Annotated in this window: 17 protein-coding genes; 5 read left to right on the top strand and 12 right to left on the bottom strand. The window is 57.8% G+C overall.

The features are described 5' to 3' along the window. The first annotated feature begins 18 nt into the window (after window positions 1-18). On the top strand, window positions 19-1,104 hold the full coding sequence (locus tag ABRP64_RS08755; protein WP_349866167.1) for a DUF4192 domain-containing protein: 1,086 nt from the start codon (window positions 19-21) through the stop codon (window positions 1,102-1,104). A gap of 9 nt (window positions 1,105-1,113) precedes the next feature. Here ABRP64_RS08755 and galE read toward each other — a convergent pair whose 3' ends face one another. From galE to ABRP64_RS08710, 9 genes are all read right to left on the bottom strand, one after another. Then, window positions 1,114-2,097 (bottom strand): UDP-glucose 4-epimerase GalE, encoded by a 984-nt coding sequence (galE, locus tag ABRP64_RS08750; protein WP_284796054.1) that lies wholly within the window; start codon window positions 2,095-2,097, stop codon window positions 1,114-1,116. Between the two features lie 3 nt (window positions 2,098-2,100). Continuing rightward, a complete protein-coding gene (locus tag ABRP64_RS08745; protein WP_284796056.1) occupies window positions 2,101-2,778 on the bottom strand; it encodes a metal-dependent transcriptional regulator in 678 nt (225 codons plus the stop codon). A 235-nt stretch (window positions 2,779-3,013) separates the two neighbouring features. Then, complete coding sequence (locus ABRP64_RS08740) at window positions 3,014-4,027, bottom strand: sigma-70 family RNA polymerase sigma factor (RefSeq protein ID WP_349866165.1); 1,014 nt, start codon at window positions 4,025-4,027, stop codon at window positions 3,014-3,016. A 190-nt stretch (window positions 4,028-4,217) separates the two neighbouring features. Next, a complete protein-coding gene (locus ABRP64_RS08735) occupies window positions 4,218-4,982 on the bottom strand; it encodes a helix-turn-helix transcriptional regulator (RefSeq protein ID WP_410755708.1) in 765 nt (254 codons plus the stop codon). A 129-nt stretch (window positions 4,983-5,111) separates the two neighbouring features. Continuing rightward, entirely contained in the window at window positions 5,112-6,485 is a 1,374-nt protein-coding gene (locus ABRP64_RS08730; protein WP_284796058.1) for an L-serine ammonia-lyase, read from the bottom strand. Window positions 6,486-6,522: 37 nt separating this feature from the next. After that, window positions 6,523-7,917: an SLC5/6 family protein gene (locus ABRP64_RS08725; RefSeq protein ID WP_284796059.1), complete on the bottom strand. Its 1,395-nt coding sequence runs from the start codon at window positions 7,915-7,917 to the stop codon at window positions 6,523-6,525. Between the two features lie 362 nt (window positions 7,918-8,279). Further along, the gene (dtd, locus tag ABRP64_RS08720; RefSeq protein WP_284769675.1) at window positions 8,280-8,723 is read right to left on the bottom strand and encodes a D-aminoacyl-tRNA deacylase; all 444 of its coding nucleotides are present in this window, start codon (window positions 8,721-8,723) and stop codon (window positions 8,280-8,282) included. A gap of 41 nt (window positions 8,724-8,764) precedes the next feature. Further along, the gene (locus ABRP64_RS08715; protein ID WP_284852022.1) at window positions 8,765-10,342 is read right to left on the bottom strand and encodes a DUF7782 domain-containing protein; all 1,578 of its coding nucleotides are present in this window, start codon (window positions 10,340-10,342) and stop codon (window positions 8,765-8,767) included. 48 nt (window positions 10,343-10,390) lie between these two features. Then, window positions 10,391-10,774, bottom strand: a complete 384-nt coding sequence (locus tag ABRP64_RS08710) for a DUF3099 domain-containing protein (RefSeq protein WP_284769677.1) — start codon at window positions 10,772-10,774, stop codon at window positions 10,391-10,393. A gap of 138 nt (window positions 10,775-10,912) precedes the next feature. Here ABRP64_RS08710 and ABRP64_RS08705 point away from each other — a divergent pair, with 138 nt between their 5' ends. Continuing rightward, window positions 10,913-11,164 carry a DUF3039 domain-containing protein gene (locus ABRP64_RS08705; RefSeq protein WP_005278940.1) on the top strand — a complete coding sequence of 84 codons (252 nt, stop codon included), beginning with the start codon at window positions 10,913-10,915 and terminating at the stop codon, window positions 11,162-11,164. Next, window positions 11,161-12,924 carry a DEAD/DEAH box helicase gene (locus tag ABRP64_RS08700; RefSeq protein ID WP_284769678.1) on the top strand — a complete coding sequence of 588 codons (1,764 nt, stop codon included), beginning with the start codon at window positions 11,161-11,163 and terminating at the stop codon, window positions 12,922-12,924. The genes ABRP64_RS08705 and ABRP64_RS08700 overlap by 4 nt, the downstream gene beginning before the upstream one ends. A 146-nt stretch (window positions 12,925-13,070) precedes the next feature. Here the strand turns inward: ABRP64_RS08700 and ABRP64_RS08695 are convergent, their stop codons facing one another. Together ABRP64_RS08695 and ppgK are read right to left on the bottom strand one after the other, a co-directional pair. Continuing rightward, a complete protein-coding gene (locus ABRP64_RS08695; RefSeq protein ID WP_284769679.1) occupies window positions 13,071-14,549 on the bottom strand; it encodes an RNA polymerase sigma factor in 1,479 nt (492 codons plus the stop codon). A 196-nt stretch (window positions 14,550-14,745) separates the two neighbouring features. Beyond that, the gene (ppgK, locus tag ABRP64_RS08690) at window positions 14,746-15,504 is read right to left on the bottom strand and encodes a polyphosphate--glucose phosphotransferase (RefSeq protein WP_284782078.1); all 759 of its coding nucleotides are present in this window, start codon (window positions 15,502-15,504) and stop codon (window positions 14,746-14,748) included. Between ppgK and ABRP64_RS08685 the strand changes: the two genes are divergently transcribed. After that, the gene (locus ABRP64_RS08685) at window positions 15,503-16,390 is read left to right on the top strand and encodes an inositol monophosphatase family protein (protein ID WP_349866163.1); all 888 of its coding nucleotides are present in this window, start codon (window positions 15,503-15,505) and stop codon (window positions 16,388-16,390) included. The two genes, ppgK and ABRP64_RS08685, sit on opposite strands and share 2 nt — an antisense overlap. Before the next feature lie 111 nt (window positions 16,391-16,501). Further along, window positions 16,502-16,792, top strand: coding sequence for a DUF4193 domain-containing protein (locus tag ABRP64_RS08680; RefSeq protein ID WP_023022651.1), 291 nt, complete (start codon window positions 16,502-16,504; stop codon window positions 16,790-16,792). A gap of 702 nt (window positions 16,793-17,494) precedes the next feature. On the opposite strand, the gene ABRP64_RS08675 is transcribed toward ABRP64_RS08680, so the two are convergent. Further along, window positions 17,495-17,965 carry a DUF3093 domain-containing protein gene (locus ABRP64_RS08675; protein ID WP_023022647.1) on the bottom strand — a complete coding sequence of 157 codons (471 nt, stop codon included), beginning with the start codon at window positions 17,963-17,965 and terminating at the stop codon, window positions 17,495-17,497. Between the last annotated feature and the right edge of the window lie 85 nt (window positions 17,966-18,050).

The raw sequence follows: 18,050 nt of genomic DNA, 5'->3' as shown, positions 1-18,050 counted from the left end.
GCCCCGAAGCTAGGAGCCATGAAGATCACAACACCACAACAGCCCATCCGTACTCCCGGCGATATCCTTGCAAATATTCCAGGAATCCTCGGATTCTTTCCAGCAGAATCCATCGTCCTCATCTCCATCGAACCAACTCCAGCAGGCCGCACCATGGGGCCAGTCGCGCGTGTAGACCTGTCCGATGTCCCTGCGGCCCTTCCAGAGATCATGAGCGTCTTTCACTGTGGGAACCCGGAAGTCGTCCTCGGCTTTATCATCTCCCAGCGCGAGGAAGTAGAGCTCTGGGAGATGATCGAGTCGCTCTACCACTTCGAAGATGACCAGGGCACCGGAATTGATGCCTGCTGGCTGGTGGAAGAAATCGCCACGTCTACTGCCTACGACCTCGTATTCGGCTTTAGCACCGGGGGTGGCAAGGGCCCTATGCCCGCCTGGACTGAAGGAACCATTCCCGCTATTTCCACCAGCTCTTCCATGCGCGCCTGCGTAGAAAACGGCACTTTGCCGGAACTTTCCCGCAATGAGCTGGTCCAGCAATTCGCCCCGCACAATCCGTACTTCGGGCACGAAGAAATCGCGTCCATGCAGCGCTGCTCTGAGGAATTGTCCCGACAGATGCGCGCCGGCCACGGCTACGGCACAACGGATCCAACTCGTGTAGTCCAGAACCTCATCGCGGATAGGCAATATGTATTAAACGAGGTAGAAACCCTGGAAGAGACGTTGGATAACGAAGAATTACTTTGTGTGGGAGCAATGTGGATGTCGACGACATGGATGCGAGACCTGGTCATCCGGGACCTCGTCGAATCCCCGCACGCGGCCGGCAACTTGCTTTTGGCCACGGCGCGCACCTTTGGCGGCCCCATCCGCTATAACGCCCTAGCGTTATATGCGGCGACCCAGGTGGCGCAGAAATTCGGACTCTATGCCGGCCCGGCGCTGACCGTCGCCATCGATGAGGCGCCGGGGCACAATTTGAGTCAGCTCATCGCCCAAGCCTATCGCAGCGGAATGGGGGAACGCCTCATTACTAGCTTGAGCCGCGGTTGCGACGCCGCGCGGGAGGCAGCGGGGATTGATGCCGATGGCTTTGTTTAGCCCCGCGTTTTAGCGCCGTGCCGAATGCGCCCGGTCGCCCAGCTGCCGAGTGAAATTCCACGCGTCGGTCACGATGGTCTCCAAGTCCGTGCGCTGGGGATTCCAGTCAAGCTCCCGCTTGATTTTTTCTGAGGATGCAATGAGTGTGGCTGGGTCTCCGGCACGGCGCGGGGCGATTTCCGCCGGAATCTCGTGGCCGGTGACTTTCCGGCACATCTCGATGACCTGCTTGACGGAGTATCCCTCGCCGGAACCCAAGTTATAGATTCGGTGGGTCCCGGGGGTATTGCTGTGGAGGGCGAGCACGTGGGCATCGGCAAGATCGCGGATATGGATGTAGTCGCGCACCGGCGTTCCATCCGGGGTATCCCAATCCGTGCCAAACATGAAAATCTTATCGCGGTGCCCCAGAGCAACCTGCAGGACAATGGGGATAAGGTGGGTTTCAATCTCGCGGTTTTCGCCGATGGAACCGTACGCGCCGGCAACGTTGAAATAGCGCAGGGACGTAGCCGCGAGCCCAAACGCCTGGGAAAAAGACGAAATCATGTAGTCGATAGCTAGTTTGCTAGCGCCATAGGGATTCGTGGGCTGGGTCGGCATGTCCTCAGTAATAGGAACCTGCTCCGGCTCGCCGTAGGTGGCCGCGGTGGAAGAAAAGACGAGGCTTTTCACATCGTTATCGCGCATGGCATTGAGCAGGCGCAGCGTGGTCACGACGTTGTGCTGCCAGTATTCGTCCGGCTTTTCCACGGATTCACCGACGAGCGAGCGGGCGGCGAAGTGTAGAACGCCCTCGAAACCGCCTTCGCCCAGCACCTCTGCGGCCTTGTCTGCCACATCGCCTTCTACTATGCGGGCCGAGTTCGGTACTGCATCTCGGTTTCCCGTGGAAAAGTTATCGATGATGGTGACATCGTGGCCTTGCTCAACGAGGACTGCGGAGCACACGCTGCCGACATAGCCGGCGCCGCCAGTAACCAAGAGTTTCATGGCCTAGACCTCCACGCGCACAGCGTGCGCCAGATCATCTGCCAAGGTGATGACCTTACCCGAGGGAGTGGTAAGCGAAATGGTGCCGCCATTATTGACCACGGTGACCTCGGTGCCGATGCGGATTCCAGCCTCTGCGAGGTCCCGGAAGGTAGCCTCATCTACCTGCAGAATCTCATTGATCTGGATAATCTTGGCGGACTTCTCTTCGCCATCCGGGAGATCGATAGCCCGCGTCCCAATCGCTGGTTCGGGGACCTGGAAGCCCAGCTCTGCCAGCGCCGGAATCGGATTGCCAAAAGGAGAACGGCTGGGATCATCGAGGACCGTGACCATGCGCTTTTCCACCTCTTCGCTCATCACGTGCTCCCAGCGGCAAGCCTCGTCGTGGACTTTGCTGATATCGAGCCCGAGGACATCAGTAAGCAAACGCTCTGCAAGGCGGTGCTTGCGCATAACAGCCGTAGCCAATTCGCGTCCCTTTTCGGTAAGGTCCAAGCTCCGATCCGAACGGACGTGGAGGAGACCATCGCGCTCCATGCGGGCAACGGTTTGGGATACGGTAGGTCCGGACTGCTCTAGGCGTTCGGCAATCCGAGCGCGCAGGGGAGTGATGCCTTCTTCTTCCAATTCATAAATGGTCCGAAGGTACATCTCAGTAGTATCAACGAGGTCCCTCACGTGGGCATACCTTTCTTTGAGAAACAGTAATGCGTGCCGTGCGCAATGCAGACAGCGCCTTTTACATTCTGTATCCAGACTAGCTTAAGTTGCCCTAAGTTTGCTGGAGAGATTTTCGGAGACGAGTTCGAGCTCGCCGCTTGCATAGAGAACGCGACCTCGAAAGCACACTGGAAAAAATTCTCGGCAGTACAGGCGAGGTCGCGATTAATGAAGGTTCAGGAGGCGAAAAGTTTTATAGCGCGTACTCGCGGAGGCGATCGGCGCGGTTGCCATCGCGCAACTTGGCCATGACCTCACGCTCGATTTGGCGTACGCGTTCGCGGGAGAGCCCGAACCGGCGACCAATCTGGTCAAGGGTGCGTGGCACGCCGTCATCCAAGCCGTAGCGCAGGCGAATAACGTCCTGCTCGCGCTTTTCTAGCGTGTCAATGACACCGCGAATATCGGAGTGCCGCATGGAGGCCACGACGGCGGTCTCAGCATCGGTAGCCTCAGCATCCTCGATGAAGTCGCCCAATGGGGCTTCCTCGTCGGTGCCGACGGGCATGTCGAGCGAGACGGGATCGCGGGACTGGCGCAGCAGCATCTCGATTTTGTTTTCATCGATGCCGGATTCCTCCGACAGCTCCTCATTGGTCGCCTCGCGGCCCAGGGACTGATACATCTCACGCTTGATGCGGGAAAGCTTATTTACCTGTTCCACCAGGTGGACCGGGAGGCGGATGGTACGCGACTGATCGGCCATACCGCGGGTAATGGCTTGGCGGATCCACCACGTGGCGTAGGTGGAGAACTTAAAGCCCTTGGCATAATCGAACTTTTCCATGGCGCGGATAAGGCCAAGGTTGCCCTCTTGGATGAGGTCCAATAGTGGCATGCCGCGGCCGGTGTAACGCTTGGCCAAGGAGACTACGAGGCGGAGGTTTGCCTCCAGCAGGTGGGAGCGGGCCTTCTTGCCGTCGCGAGCCAAAATTTTCAGGTCGCGCTTTTCTGCGCGCGTCAGCTTCTCTGCGTTATTGAGCTTGTATTCTGCATACAGGCCCACCTCAATGGTTTGCGCGAGTTCAACCTCGTCCTCGGCGCTGAGCAGGGCGGTCTTACCGATTCCGTTGAGGTAGACGCGTACCAAGTCCGCAGAGGGATTGTCATTGGTTTGATTGCGGCGAGACCCGCGGTCTACTTCCTGTTCCTCATCAGTAGCGGCAGTCGAAGTGCCATTGGCGGTGTTGGCAGATGGATTCGTCATCTTTCAGCCTCCTGAAATTGTCGCCTGTTTCAAAAAGTACAACGGTGTTAGGCCGCATTTAGTTCCCACGCATCCTGAAATCTTTAAAACGGCGACGTGCCGGGCGTTTTGCCCCACCTTTTTGGGGGCGTCGACAAGCGCATGCGCCACGTGAACGCGCTAAAACCGCTCATCCACGTGGCGGGGCGTCTTAGCCGCGGACTTGTACGAGGTAGCGATATACCGTGGGCTCAGACACGCCGAGCCGGGCGGCCGCGGCGGCGATGCCGCCCTTGAGCAGGAAGAAGCCAGCGTATTCAAGGGAAGCGATGACTTCGAGCCGTTCGTTGCGCTGCATCGCCTCGACCGGAGTGGAGTGCGTGGAAATCGCGGAATCCAGCATGGAGTCCAGAAGGTGCTCGACGTTGGAACGCAGTGATTCGCTATAGGGCGCTTCCGGCTTTTTATTCGCCGTCGCTTCAGATGCCGGAGTTTTTGGCGGTGTGGTGGTGTCGGGGTAGCCACCGAAGGCCTTCGTCTTATCGATGGCCGGTTCAGTGCCACCGATCATCGCGTTAGCGGCATCGCGGATTTGGATCAGCTCGGATAATTCCACATTGATACAAAGCATGCCGCGCATATGGCCGGTGGTATCGCGCAGGAAATAGCTTGAGGAGCGGCACACTTTCCCCTCGCCATTGACCGCGCGGTATCCCGTCATCATTGGAACGGCCGCCGCGTCGCCCTGTTTCATGAACCAGAGGGCAAAGTCTGTGACCGGGCCGCCTAGTTCGCGTCCAGAGATGTGGCCGTTGGCAATGGCAATGATGGATTTATCGGGTACATCGAGATCATGAAGCACGATTTCGGTGTTAGGGCCCATGGCCTGACCGAGGAAATCGACGAGTGGTATGTACTGCTCGAGGAAGTTTTCTTCGGGGGCATGGCTGCTAGAAAGGTTCATTAGCTGAAGCATGTCCTTATAATTCCTGTCAGATTATTGATAAGGTACCACAAAGTAACGACAAAAGGAGGCGAGTAACCGGCCGTGGCCAAGTACTCACCTCCTTATATGGCGCTCTTTCCGGAGCCTAGGGTGCCGACATTAACCACATACCGGAATGGGCGGGTGCACCGCTAGGGCGAGGCCGCCTTGTGAGGTTTCCCGGTATTTGGCGTTGATGTCCTTGCCGGTGTTGTACATGGTCCAGATCACCTCATCGAGGCTGACACATGGCTTGGTTTCGCGGTCCAAGGCCATGCGCGCGCTGGTAATCGCGTCTACCGCGGCTACGGCGTTGCGCTCGATGCAGGGGACTTGCACCTGGCCTAGGACCGGGTCACAGGTCAGGCCCAATTTGTGTTCCATGCCGATTTCGGCCGCCACGCAGACTTGTTCCGGTGTCGCCCCCATCAGTTGGGCCAGCCCGGCTGCTGCCATGGAACAGGCGACGCCAATTTCACCTTGGCAGCCTACTTCCGCACCGGAAATGGAGGCATTCATCTTGTAGAGCGCGGCAATATGGTTGCAGGCGAAGATATAGTCCGCGAACATGCTTGGAGTAACCGGCTCAACGAATTCATCGAAATAGGCCAGTACCGCAGGCACGACGCCGCATGCGCCGTTGGTAGGCGCGGTGACGACGCGGCCACAGGCGGCATTTTCCTCCGAAATGGCCAGGGCAAACATATTCACCCAGCTCAAAATGTTGAGGCCATCGTGGGGGTCGGATTGTTCCAGCCTGCGCTTCAGGGCGGCGGCGCGGCGCGGCACGAGCAGGGCGCCGGGCAGGGGGCCATCGGTTGTGGAGCCGCGCTTGATGCCGGTGTACATGACATCGCGGACCTTGCGCAGGTGCTCGTCGATGTCCCCCTCGCTGCGCAGTGCTCTTTCATTGGCCCTGCCGAGCTCCGGAAGTGTCATATTATTTGTTTCGCACAGCGCCAGTAGTTCTTCCGCGCTGGCATAAGCAAATGGGACGTCGACGGTATCTTGGGTGCGCATGGCGAAGTCTTCTTGCTTGACGATGAACCCGCCGCCCACTGAGTAGTAGGTCTTGTGCAGGATGTCTTCCTCGCCGGCAAAGGCGATAAGGCACATGCCGTTTTCATGCATGGGGAGGTATTCGTCGTGGAAGTAAAAGCCGCCGTCTTTGGGGAAGCTCACCTTGTGCGTGCCACCGAGAAGGAGCGTTTCGCTCTGGTTGATCTTTTTCATGAAGGCGGAGATGCCGTCGATATCGACGGTTTCTGGTTCTTCGCCGGCCAGTCCCAACAGGATGGCTTTATCGGTGGAGTGGCCCACACCGGTCAAGGATAGGGAGCCGTAGACGTTGGCCTGGACGCGGGTGACCTTATCCATGAGGCCTTTTTCTTTGAGTTCGTCAACGAAGGCCTTGCCGGCTTTCATTGGCCCAAGGGTGTGTGAGCTTGAGGGGCCGATGCCGATCTTGAACATATCGAAGATGCTGATGAACATGGTTTTCTCCTGGAAAATCCTGAGAAGCAAGTGCTGCTTAGAAAGCCTGCACGATGGAGTAGATGATGGTGGCGAGGGCGACCAGGCCCATGATGAAGACGAAGTAGTTGGAGGCCTTGCCCTTGAAGCGGGCGAGAGCTGGGACCTTGTGGATGGCAATCATCGGAATAAGGAACAGCATGATGGCGATGGTCGGGCCGCAGAGGGTTTCAATCATGCCGAGGATGGAAGGATCTGCCCAGGCAACGAGCCATGCGGTTACCAGCATGAAGATGAGCGTGATGGTGTCAAGCTTGTGGCTGGATTCTGCATCATCTTTATTGGCGTTTTTGCTGCCTTTGACCAGGAGGCCCTCGAAGCCTTCTGCAGCGCCGAGGTAGTGGCCCAAAAAGGACTTGGCTACGGCAATCATGGCGATGATGGGGGCAATCCACTGGATGACGGGGTTATCAAAGTGGTTGGCCAGGTAAGACAAGATGGTGATGTTTTGTTCCTTGGCCTCGGCCATATCCGCAGGCGATAGGCTGAGCGCGCAGGAGAAGACGAAGAACATCACGACGACGACCATGAGGATTTCCGCGCGGAGCAAGATCTTGCGGGACTTGTATTCCGCGTACTTGCCGTAGGTCTGGCGGCGGTCAACGGCGAAGGAAGAAATCATGGGCGAGTGGTTGAAGGAAAAGACCATAACTGGGACCAAGAGCATCAAGGTAATACCCATGCCGTGGCCGGAAGCTTCGCGCGCGACGTCGAGGTCGAAGCTATCAAAGAGTGCGGTATTCCACTTGGGGATGAGGTACAGCGAGAGCAGGACCAGGATACCGATGAACGGGTATACCAAGTAGGACATAACGTGGACGACCACGCTTTTGCCCATGCGTACGACGAGGATGAGTCCGCCTACGAGAACCAACGAGGTAAGCCACCGCTCCGGTGGAGTGATACCTAGCTGGTGTTCCAAGAAGGAATTGACCGTGTTGGTGATGGTTACCGAGTACACCAACAGGATGGGGTAGACGGAAAGGAAGTAGAGGATATTCATCAGCACGCCGGCTTTAACGCCGAAGTGTTCCTCCACGACGTCGGTGAGATCGCCATCTGGCTTCGAGCTTGATAGGACCAAGCGGGTCATGCCGCGGTGGGCCCAGTAGGTCATCGGCAAGGCGACGACGGTCATGATAAGAAGCGGGATGATGCCGCCGATACCAGCGTTAATAGGAAGGAAGAGCACGCCGGCACCAATGGCGGTGCCGAATAGGGAGAGCATCCAAACGGTGTCTTCCTTGTTCCACGCCGGGGCGCCTTCTTGGCCTGCAAATGGGGTCTCTATGCCGTCGGCAGGTGGCTTTTCTTCTGCGGGTAGTTGTTCCGGAATTTGCGCACTGTGTTCCGGGTGTTCGACTTGTCCGTGGCGCAAGAGCTTGTGGGACATTTTCTTTCCTCCTCTGCATGGGGTTGACCGAAGCTTGAGGGCTCCTGTCACCCTGGAGTGAGAAAATATTTTCTCTCACCAGCGTGTGCGGGCAAGGGCCTGAAACTAAACTTTCAGCTTGTATCCAGCCCATTCACTTCGTTACGCGTTAAGTATAAGCCTGCGGTAATGCCACGTGATAATAATTTATTACATTTTGGGATAGGTTAATTATCACTCTAAAAAAGCTTGCGCGGCACCCAGCGATATGCATTGTTGAACAATATCGAACTCTCTGCGATCTAACTCATAAATAATCGTGGGTGTGAGTGAGCGCTCGTGCAGGTAATTGCCAGATGATGAGAAAAATGCGTTAGAGGAGATTAGGTCTCGACCAAAACCGTAAACGGGCCTTCGTTGACGGAAGATACGCGCATCATAGCCCCGAATTGGCCTGATTCAACCGCGATATTGCGCTCGCGAAGGTGCTCGATGATGTACTCGATGACCGGCTCGGCCTCTTCCCCCGGGGCCGCATCGGCCCACGATGGGCGCCGCCCCTTGGCGGTGCGGCCATAGAGCGTGAATTGGCTGACTACCAATACCGGTGCTCCAGCATCAGCGACCGATACTTCACCTTCCAGGATGCGCAGCTCCGCGATCTTGCGGGCCATCTTTTCCGCGCGCGGTGCCCAATCGTCCAAATCCTCCCTGGAAACACCGACGAGGGCTAAAAGTCCGCCGGTCTCAGGGCAATCGATGGCGCCGACGGTTTCGCCTGCAACCGTGACCGCGGCTTCGGATACGCGGGTTAGTACTGCGCGCATAAAAGTCTCTTCCTTTCTCAGCTATACGGCGCTATTCGGTGTTAATCGGCGTGGGTAGCCGGGGAAGCGTCGTCCTCGAGCAGCAGATCGGCAGGGATGAGCAGGCCGTGGCGGACCATATCGATAATGGCGGGAAGCGCCGCCGCGGTCAGTTCTGCTTCATCGAAGCCGTGCGCGGCCGCATAAAGGCCCACGGTCTCGGCAAGGTTGAGCCCGTAGGGAGATAGGCCCGCAACGATTGCGGCCAAGTGCTCATCAACTTCGTGGCTCCACCGGGGCCCATCGGTACGGGTTAGCCGGATTACCGCCCGGTTAAATCCTTGTTTGTTATCGGTATCGGCCACACTGACTTCTTCCTTGGCCACCTGTGGGCGTACCTGGAAGTGCTTGCCCTCCAGCTCACCAGGAACCAAATCGCGCAGCCACGCCACGCGGGCGAAGTATTCTTCCACCTCGGGTCCCAAAGGATCACTAAAGTGCTGCGGCATTTCTTCGGCCAAGATATCGGAGGGCTCATCATCGGCGATTTTTTGGATGGCGACGAATCCAAACCCGATACCCGTGACATCGTGGTCGTGGAAATGATCCAGCCACGCCTTGGAGCGAGCCTTGCCCTCATCGCTGCGCACATCCAACGATTCATCCTTGAGCCACGTAGATACGTAGAGGGAAGGATCGGCGATATCGCGCTGAATGATCCAAGCGGCTATACCCTTATCCGGCAGCCACGAGGCCACGCGCTGCTGCCAAGTCTGCCCACTGGTATGTACCCAGGCGGCGAGCAAGTGTGCGGTTCCGCCCGGGGTGAGGTGATCCACCGCCTGGGATACCACCAATTCGCTGGCCCCATCCAAGTTCAGGCCAGAATCGCGGTAGACATGGCCCACCTCAGGAAGACCAACGACGAATGGGGGATTGGCAACGATGCGGTCAAAGGTGCGCCCCGCAACGGGCTCGAACCACGAGCCCTCAATTAGCTCTACCTCGGTGCTGGACCCCGCGGCAGCGACGGTGGCACCGGCCAAATCAAGCGCGCGCCGGTGGACATCCGTCGCGGTAATGCTGCGCGCGCACTCGAGCTGACCCAACAATTGCACTCCCGAACCGGTGCCCAGATCGAGCACCGTTGATACCGGGCTTACCGGCGTCGATTGCAAGAGTGAGAGGCTTGCCGCCCCGACGCCCAAGACGTGATCCGCGCCGGGGACGTGGTCCACCAGCGAGGCATCGACATCGGAAAAGACGAGGCGGTTGGAGCCGACGATGATATGGGGCCGGATATCGAGGGCCATGTAGATGCTGCCGCGATCATCGGAAAGCGCCACGCCGGCATCCAGGAGCTTGGTGGCAAGGCGGGCCCCGAGGGCATCGGCAAGCAGCGTGGCAGGCAAATGTTCATGCAGCAGGAAGAAGCGGATGAGCGTATCCAGCTGGGAATTACCGGCGGTGCCGCGCGCCACCGCGGCAGGCTCACCGCGGTAGAGGGCCTCCGTAAGCTCCGGGCCCAAATGCCCCGCTAAACCATCGGTAGTAAAACCAGCCTGCGAAAAAGCCTCCGCTAATTCTGGGGCAAGATCGCGCAGCGCGGCGGCATCGAAATGAGGGCCAAAGGACGTCATGCTGGGAGAAGTTCCTTTCCAGTCGTGCTATTCATGCGGGTTATGCGCCTAATCGGAGGCAGTATCGTCATGGTCAATAACGGAATACTGAGATTCGATTGCCTTGGAGCCACCGCGGGAAATCTGTTGGTTCTGATACTGCGAATATAGCTGACGATTCATCGCGGGTTTATAGACATTTTTATCCCGCTTGTCCTTCTTCTCACCGCGGCTATTGCCAATGACCACGGCAATCCACGGCAAAGGAAAAGTCACGCCCACGATGATCGCCGCGAGCAACCACCAATGCAGGTACAAAAAGACCCCGGCAATGAGCAGCGATGGCACGCGCAGGAATTGGAAAAATCCGTACCACAACTCCCGGCGCCTGCGATCTTGTGCGGGCGAGAGCTTGGCATCCGTGATGAGAAAACGTTCCTTTTTGCCAAACACTTAAATTACGCACCTCCCTGGAGCGCGGCGCGTAACCCTACAACAGGGGACGGGAAAGCCGACGTTGGAGTGCGTAGAGTGTGCATGCTCTCCAAGGGTAGACGCATGACTCGCAAAGTTCGATGCTGATGCGGCAAAATGGGGTGCGTGACTACGACTACGAAGACAATTGAACGGCCAGATATTCGTGAAGACACTTCGACGACGGATAATGACACGCCGAAGTTCTTCCACTACGTCAAAAAGGATCAGATTCTCGATTCCGCGGTCAACGGCAAGTACGTCGTTGCCCTGTGCGGTGAGACCTTCCCGGTAACCAAACAGGCAAAGCCGGGCTCGCCGGTCTGCCCCGATTGCGAACGCGTTTTTAAGGGTCTTCGCCGCAAGTGAGGACGTTTAAGAAGACGAACCTCCGCGCGTGGCAGCAATCAGCCCTCGATAAATTCCTCGCCACCAAGCCACAAGATTTTATGGCCGTGGCGACCCCAGGTGCGGGTAAAACCACCTTTGCTCTGCGCATCGCGACGGAGCTTATGGAAGACCGCACGGTAGAGCGCGTCATCGTCGTGGTGCCTACCGAGCACCTGAAGACGCAGTGGTCTGCCGCCGCCGCGCGGGTGGGATTGGCCTTGGATCCTGCCTTCACGAACTCCTCTGCGGTCAATCCCAGCATGGACGGCATCGTGGTGACCTATGCCCAAGTGGGCATGCACCCCTTCAAGCACCGCGCCGTTGCCTCCGCTCGGCGCACCTTGGTGATCTTGGACGAGATCCACCATGCCGGCGATGCCAAAAGCTGGGGCGATGGCGTCAAGGAGGCCTACGACGACGTCAACCACCGCCTCGCGCTGACCGGTACGCCGTTTCGCTCCGATGAATCGCCCATCCCCTTTGTGCGCTATGAGGACGATGGGGAAGGCCATAAGGTCTCGCGCGCCGACCACACTTATGATTACGGCGATGCGCTTGCCGATGGCGTCGTGCGCCCCGTCGTCTTCCTGTCCTACTCCGGCGAGGCTCGCTGGCGGGACTCCGCCGGGGAGGAGCACTCCGCGCGACTGGGTGACATCATGAACGTGGAACAAACCGCGCGCGCCTGGCGCACCGCGCTCGACCCCAAGGGCGAATGGATCCCCGCCGTGCTGCAGGCGGCGCATACCCGCTTGATGCAGATGCGGCGCAATATGCCGGATGCCGGCGGGCTCGTGCTCGCTTCCGATACCACCACCGCCCGCGCCTACGCGAAAATCCTCAAGCAACTCTCCAATACCCCAGTCTCGGTCATTTTGTCCGATGACCCAGGTTCCTCAGACCGTATTCAAGAATTTGCGGACTCCACCGATGAATGGATGGTTGCCGTACGCATGGTGTCCGAGGGCGTCGACGTACCCCGCCTCGCGGTGGGCGTCTACGCCACCTCCGCGTCAACCCCCTTGTTCTTCGCCCAGGCAATCGGCCGCTTCGTGCGCTCCCGCATGCCTGGCGAAACCGCCTCGGTATTCTTGCCCTCCGTCCCCGTGCTGCTCGGCCTTGCCGAGCACATGGAAAAATCCCGCGACCACGTCTTGGGCAAAGAAAAGACCGAGAAAGAAGGCTGGGACGACGAGCTACTCGAGCAGGCAAACCAGAAAAAGACCGAACCGGACATGCTGGAAAAGTCCTACGAGTCTTTAGGCGCCGAAGCCGAATTCTCTGGCCTGCTCTATAACGGCTCGCAGTTTAATACCGGCGACATGACCTCTGATGAGGAGGCCGATTTCCTCGGCATCCCCGGGCTCCTCGACGCCGACCAGGTCAAAGACCTCTTGCGCAAGAAGCAATCTGAGGAGATGGACCGCCGCGAGGCCGAGGAGAAGGCGCGCCGGGCCGCCGAGGCAGAAGAGGCCCACCGCCGCAAGATCTACGGCATGGGTCATGCGCCCGCCGCGAAGCAGCAAGAGTCCGATGCCGCAGAGGATACCGGCGTGGTGGATGAGCTCGGCGCGCTGCGCAAGGAGCTTAACACCGTGGTCTCCATCGCCGCGCAGAGCTCTGGCCGGCCGCACGGTGCCATCCACACCGAGGTCCGCAAGGCCTGCGGTGGACCGCCCACCGCGTTATGCAGCGCGGAGCAACTGCGCGAGCGTATCAATTACCTGCGCAAGTGGTAGAGCGCCTCTCCGTCGCTGGTTGGCTGCTGGCCGGCGGTTGGCGCTGCGCCCCTTTCGTCGCGCCAGCCCGCAGGAGGGAATTAGGCACATAAAAAGGCCGCACCATGGTGGTGCGGCCTTCATTTTGTGCAGGACGGGCGAGTTATCTAGTCGAGGTAATCGCGCAATACCTGCGAACGAGAGGGGTGGCGCAGCTTCGACATCGTCTTGGACTCGATCTGGCGGATGCGCTCGCGGGTAACGCCGTAGACTTGGCCGATCTCGTCTAAAGTGCGCGGCATGCCATCGGTAAGCCCAAAGCGCAGGCGCACGACGCCGGCTTCGCGCTCGGACAACGTCGTCAGCACGTCCTGGAGCTGGTCCTGCAGCAAGGTGAAGGACACGGCATCGACGGCGATGACGGCCTCAGAATCCTCGATGAAATCACCCAGCTGGGAATCGCCCTCATCACCGATGGTCTGGTCCAGCGAGATGGGCTCACGCGCATACTGCTGAATCTCCATCACCTTTTCTTCAGTGATGTCCATTTCCTTCGCGAGCTCCTGTGGAGTGGGCTCGCGGCCCAAGTCCTGGAGTAGCTCGCGCTGGATGCGGCCCAGCTTGTTGATGACCTCCACCATGTGAACCGGGATGCGGATGGTGCGGGCCTGGTCAGCCATGGCGCGGGTAATAGCCTGACGAATCCACCACGTGGCGTAGGTAGAGAACTTATAGCCCTTGGTGTAGTCGAACTTTTCCACCGCACGGATAAGGCCCAAGTTGCCTTCCTGAATAAGGTCCAAGAAAGCCATGCCGCGGCCGGTGTAGCGCTTGGCCAAGGAGACCACAAGGCGAAGGTTGGCCTCCAACAGGTGGTTTTTAGCCTTGCGCCCGTCCCTTGCGATGCTGCGCAGGTCGCGCTTTTCCATGGGGGAGAGCTTGGCAGCCTTATCGCCCTCCGCACGAGCCTTTTCCATCTCATCCATGCGGTGCTGCGCGTACAGGCCAGCCTCAATGCGCTTTGCCAAAGAGACCTCCTGCTCCGCATTCAGCAAGGCAACCTTACCGATCTGCTTAAGGTACGCGCGGACGGAGTCGGCGGAGGCGGTCAGCTGTGCATCCTTGCGCGCCTGGCGCAGGGCGACGGATTCTTCCTCATCCCAGACCGAGGACGTATCTTCTGCTTCGTCCTCGTCTTCTTCTTCGCCCAACTCTTCCTGGATATCGTCTTCATCCAGGTCAGTGGGGGCATCGAATTCATCTTCTTCGATGTCCTCATGGGTGGGCTCGAAGTCGACGTCATCCGCAGGGGCGTCTTGCTCAACGGCGTCGAGCTGATCCTCTGCGTCCTCAGCTTCCGACGGTGCTTTCTCCGCGGAGTTTGCGGGGGAGTCTTGCGGTTCTGCCGCAGAGGCTCGCACGGTCTTTTTGACAGCTTTTTTGGCTGATTTCTTCGCCGACTTCTTGGCGGTCTTCTTAGCCGTTTTCTTGGCAGTCTTTTTCGCCGTCTTTTTAGCTGTCTTCTTGGCGGTTTTCTTCGCCGTTTTCTTTGCCGTCTTTTTGGCGGTCTTCTTTGCAGGAGTAGATGCCTCGACTGACTTGTCGTCCTCGCCGAGTGCCTGGTCTGAAGAATCAGTGGCTGCCACGTACGCCCTTTCGACTTACTACTTGATGGAAATAGCTCACCGCACCCGCACAGGGTGGCAATAGCATTATGAATGCTAGCGGGTGTAGGCCTTATGCAGGTCAGACACGCCCGAGAGCCATGCAATTTTGGATCGACCGCCCAGTATAGGCGATTTTTGCACAATGCCGGTAGATAGGGTTAATGCAACGGTGAATTTATGGCTCTAGGCCTTCCAATACAGCCATCGCTGCACCTACAATACCTGCACGATTTTGCAGTTGTGCAGGCATAACGGGGGTATCAATAGTTAAGTGGGGTCCCCATTTGTGGAATTTGCGAGATATGCCACCCCCGATGAGGAAAGCTTGGGGGTTAAATAACTTCTCGTATTCCTGCAGCACGCGATCGAGCCGAACCGCCCACTCCTTGTACTTCAACCCTTCGCGTTCTTTGGCTGCGGAGGATGCGATCGCTTCGGCCTCGTCAGTTCCCACAGTGAGGTGTCCAAGCTCAGTATTGGGAAAGAGCTGCCCGTTGAGGAAGAAGGCCGAGCCGATGCCGGTTCCCAGCGTCAAAAAGATGACTGGCCCGGTTTTAGCCAACTCGTTTCCATACGCGACTTCCGCAAGGCCTGCGGCATCGGCATCATTTAAGACCACAAAGTCAACGTCTAGATAACGAGAAAACAACTCAGTGGTATCCACACCGACCCACTCAGGTGAGATATTGGCAGCGGAGTGCACCGTGTGGTTGGACACCACCGAGGGCAAGGTGATGCCGACGGGCTTGTCCCACTCTTTTTCGCCCACAATCTGGGCCACGACCGTGGCTACCTCATGTGGCGTGGACGGCTGTGGGGTGGGGATCTTTAGCCGTGGGCCCACGAATTCACCGTTTTTGAGGTCGACTTCGGCGCCCTTAATGCCGGAGCCGCCAATATCGATGCCAAAAGAGTGGCCAGTATGAGTAGTCATGCTCGCAAGTGTAGAAGAAGGCACAATGGATGGCATGGATCATGACATAGATTTTCTGCAGCTGCGAGATTTTGCGGAATCTACCGCAATGCGTGCGGCGGAACTTATTCGCGCGCGCCGTGCGGACTTGGTGGCTGGCGACGGTATTGCGGCACATACTCAGACAAAGTCGAGCGCCGTCGACCCGGTAACGGAGGTCGATACCGCCACCGAGGAGTTCATTACGCGCACGATTAAGGAAAGCCGCCCTGGCGATGGCCTATTGGGTGCGGAAGGCGCGAGCTTCGACGGGACGACCGGGGTGAGGTGGATCGTGGATCCCATCGACGGAACCGTCAATTTCCTTTACGGCATTCCGGACTATGCGGTCTCGATTGGCGCGGAATACGACGGCCGCTTGGTAGCGGGTGCAGTAGTCAATGTGGCGCGGAGGCAAGTGTATTCCGCAGCAGCAGGCCAGGGTGCCACGGTTACCGCTGCGGATGGCACGCGGTCCTCACTACGGTGCGGTGAGCAAGACGATCCCGCGCTTTCCTTGGTAGCGACGGGATTTGGTTACGGCGCACAGCGGCGCAAGCAACAGGCGGAACTACTGACTAAGTTGTTGCCGCAGGTCCGCGATATCCGCCGCATCGGCGCAGCCGCCCTTGATTTATGCCGCGTGGCAGAGGGGAGTGTTGATGCCTATTTCGAGCACGGTATTAACGCCTGGGATTTTGCCGCCGGTGCTCTCATCGCCCGCGAGGCAGGAGCTGAAGTCCATCACCCAGGCCTGGACAAGGGGTCTGCTGATGGTGAATTAACCTGGGCCGCGGGGGTGAATTTGGCACCCGCATTTGAGGAACTTTTGGCAGCACATGGCGCTAAGGAAGCGATGCGGGGGTGAAGCATCTAAGAATTTCTTAGCAACAGGATGACATATCGGTGTTTGTCCTTTACTATGCGCGATCGATAAACAACTATTCCTAAAGCAACTCGACTTATAGGGGCGTGCAGTATGGCCACCGATTATGACGCACCGCGCCGCGGTGCAGAAGAAGAACTTGAAACTGACTCTCTAGAGGGACTGAAAGCAGCTGAACCCGAAAGCAATGGCATGGATGACGATGGCGAAATCGTCGAAGCATTCCAACCTCCATCAGTTGACCTGACCGGCGAGGAACTCAACGTACAGGTCGTTCCCCGCCAAGAAGACGAATTTACCTGCGGTTCCTGCTTTTTGGTCCAGTCCAATAAGCGTTATTCGCACGAAGAAGATGGCATGCCCATCTGTAAGGATTGTGCCTAAGCAGCCAGTATTGGCTTAGCTAGTCGTTATTGCGAACAACCCAAATAAAGATTCACCCCGCCGCAGTTTGCAATGGTAAACGCGGCGGGGTTTGAAGTTTTCCTTGTTTAGCAGACACCCAATGTGCGCGGGACCTAACTGCGCGGGGTGTCTACTTTCTGAGAAGGCAAATCTTCTCAGTTATCCAGTTCTATCTAAGGCTGCTCGTCTTTGCCCTTCTTATGCGGTTCGCTTCCTTGCTTTTGCTGTTTCTCCCATAGATATCTACGCACTAGGAAGATGGGCAAGACTAGAACGAAGTAAAAAGCCATGTACCCGACTACGTGAAGGACGATGCCATCAGAGCTCACTTCGCTCCAGGCAACCCCCTCTACGTTTGATGAGGACACTCCACGCCAACCGGTTACTTGACTGACGTAGAATTCAGCGATGACCATTAGTGGCAGTATCACAAAGGAAAACCACCACGGAGGTATCCAGGGTTTCCCATCTTTCTGAGTTCTGCGTAGAGCTCCTCCGAAACCCATTGTGATCTCCTCCTAGTCCAACTTTTCACTGATGGTACAAGAACCCGCGTAAGGTGCGACCGAAAGTCTTCTTTAATGCTGTCGTGCGGGCTTGCTCGGGGGATGTAGTAGCACCGAAAAACACCAACGGCACTCTCACAGGTGACGCCTTCTAAAAAGCAGCGACCCCTAGAATCTACGAACCTTTTGCGTGCTGCTCTGGCAGGAAGGCGCGGAGCAGTTGGTCTGGATCTTTCGAGGCAATGAGCCAATATGGGGTGTCATCCTCCGGATCATTGAGGACCATCATGGCGTGCTCGTCAATCCACGCATGAGAGACCAAGAATGCGGCCGGATCGAATTGCGGGCCCAGTGCGTTATGGCGCGCAGACTTTGGAACGGTAATCGAACGAGAGACAACCTCATTGGGCAACTGCGCATCCTTGACGAGCAGCCACCGCGTTCCATCTTCATCTTGTTCCACCTGCACAACGGTCCCAGACCACGTGATGAGGACCCAGATAGCGATGGCGCCGAGCAGGACTGCGGGAATGATGGTCCACCACACAGAGCGGTTAAGTCCGGCCGTAGCTGAGGTTAAAGCCACAACGATTGCTGCAAAAATCCAGAAGTACCACGGCACCCACTGGCGTTCGCGATACAACACTTTCGGGGCAGCGGGTTGAGGAGCAGAAATATCAGACACGCCTAGGCATTCTAGTCCACTCCAGGCGCAGAATGAACCGGCTGGG

Source organism: Corynebacterium sp. KPL4015 (assembly GCF_040225725.1).
In the GTDB taxonomy this organism is placed as follows: domain Bacteria; phylum Actinomycetota; class Actinomycetes; order Mycobacteriales; family Mycobacteriaceae; genus Corynebacterium; species Corynebacterium rhinophilum.
This window is presented reverse-complemented; position numbering and strand designations above follow the sequence as displayed.

Excerpts from the sequence above, each read along its gene's own strand:
- ABRP64_RS08680 (WP_023022651.1), top strand. The coding sequence starts at position 16,502 with ATGGCCACCGATTATGACGCACCGCGCCGCGGTGCAGAAGAAGAACTT.
- ABRP64_RS08725 (WP_284796059.1), bottom strand. The coding sequence starts at position 7,917 with ATGTCCCACAAGCTCTTGCGCCACGGACAAGTCGAACACCCGGAACAC.
- ppgK (WP_284782078.1), bottom strand. The coding sequence starts at position 15,504 with ATGACTACTCATACTGGCCACTCTTTTGGCATCGATATTGGCGGCTCC.
- ABRP64_RS08730 (WP_284796058.1), bottom strand. The coding sequence starts at position 6,485 with ATGTTCATCAGCATCTTCGATATGTTCAAGATCGGCATCGGCCCCTCA.
- ABRP64_RS08685 (WP_349866163.1), top strand. The coding sequence starts at position 15,503 with ATGCTCGCAAGTGTAGAAGAAGGCACAATGGATGGCATGGATCATGAC.
- ABRP64_RS08755 (WP_349866167.1), top strand. The coding sequence starts at position 19 with ATGAAGATCACAACACCACAACAGCCCATCCGTACTCCCGGCGATATC.
- ABRP64_RS08740 (WP_349866165.1), bottom strand. The coding sequence starts at position 4,027 with ATGACGAATCCATCTGCCAACACCGCCAATGGCACTTCGACTGCCGCT.
- ABRP64_RS08735 (WP_410755708.1), bottom strand. The coding sequence starts at position 4,982 with ATGCTTCAGCTAATGAACCTTTCTAGCAGCCATGCCCCCGAAGAAAAC.
- ABRP64_RS08705 (WP_005278940.1), top strand. The coding sequence starts at position 10,913 with ATGGGGTGCGTGACTACGACTACGAAGACAATTGAACGGCCAGATATT.
- dtd (WP_284769675.1), bottom strand. The coding sequence starts at position 8,723 with ATGCGCGCAGTACTAACCCGCGTATCCGAAGCCGCGGTCACGGTTGCA.
- ABRP64_RS08715 (WP_284852022.1), bottom strand. The coding sequence starts at position 10,342 with ATGACGTCCTTTGGCCCTCATTTCGATGCCGCCGCGCTGCGCGATCTT.
- galE (WP_284796054.1), bottom strand. The coding sequence starts at position 2,097 with ATGAAACTCTTGGTTACTGGCGGCGCCGGCTATGTCGGCAGCGTGTGC.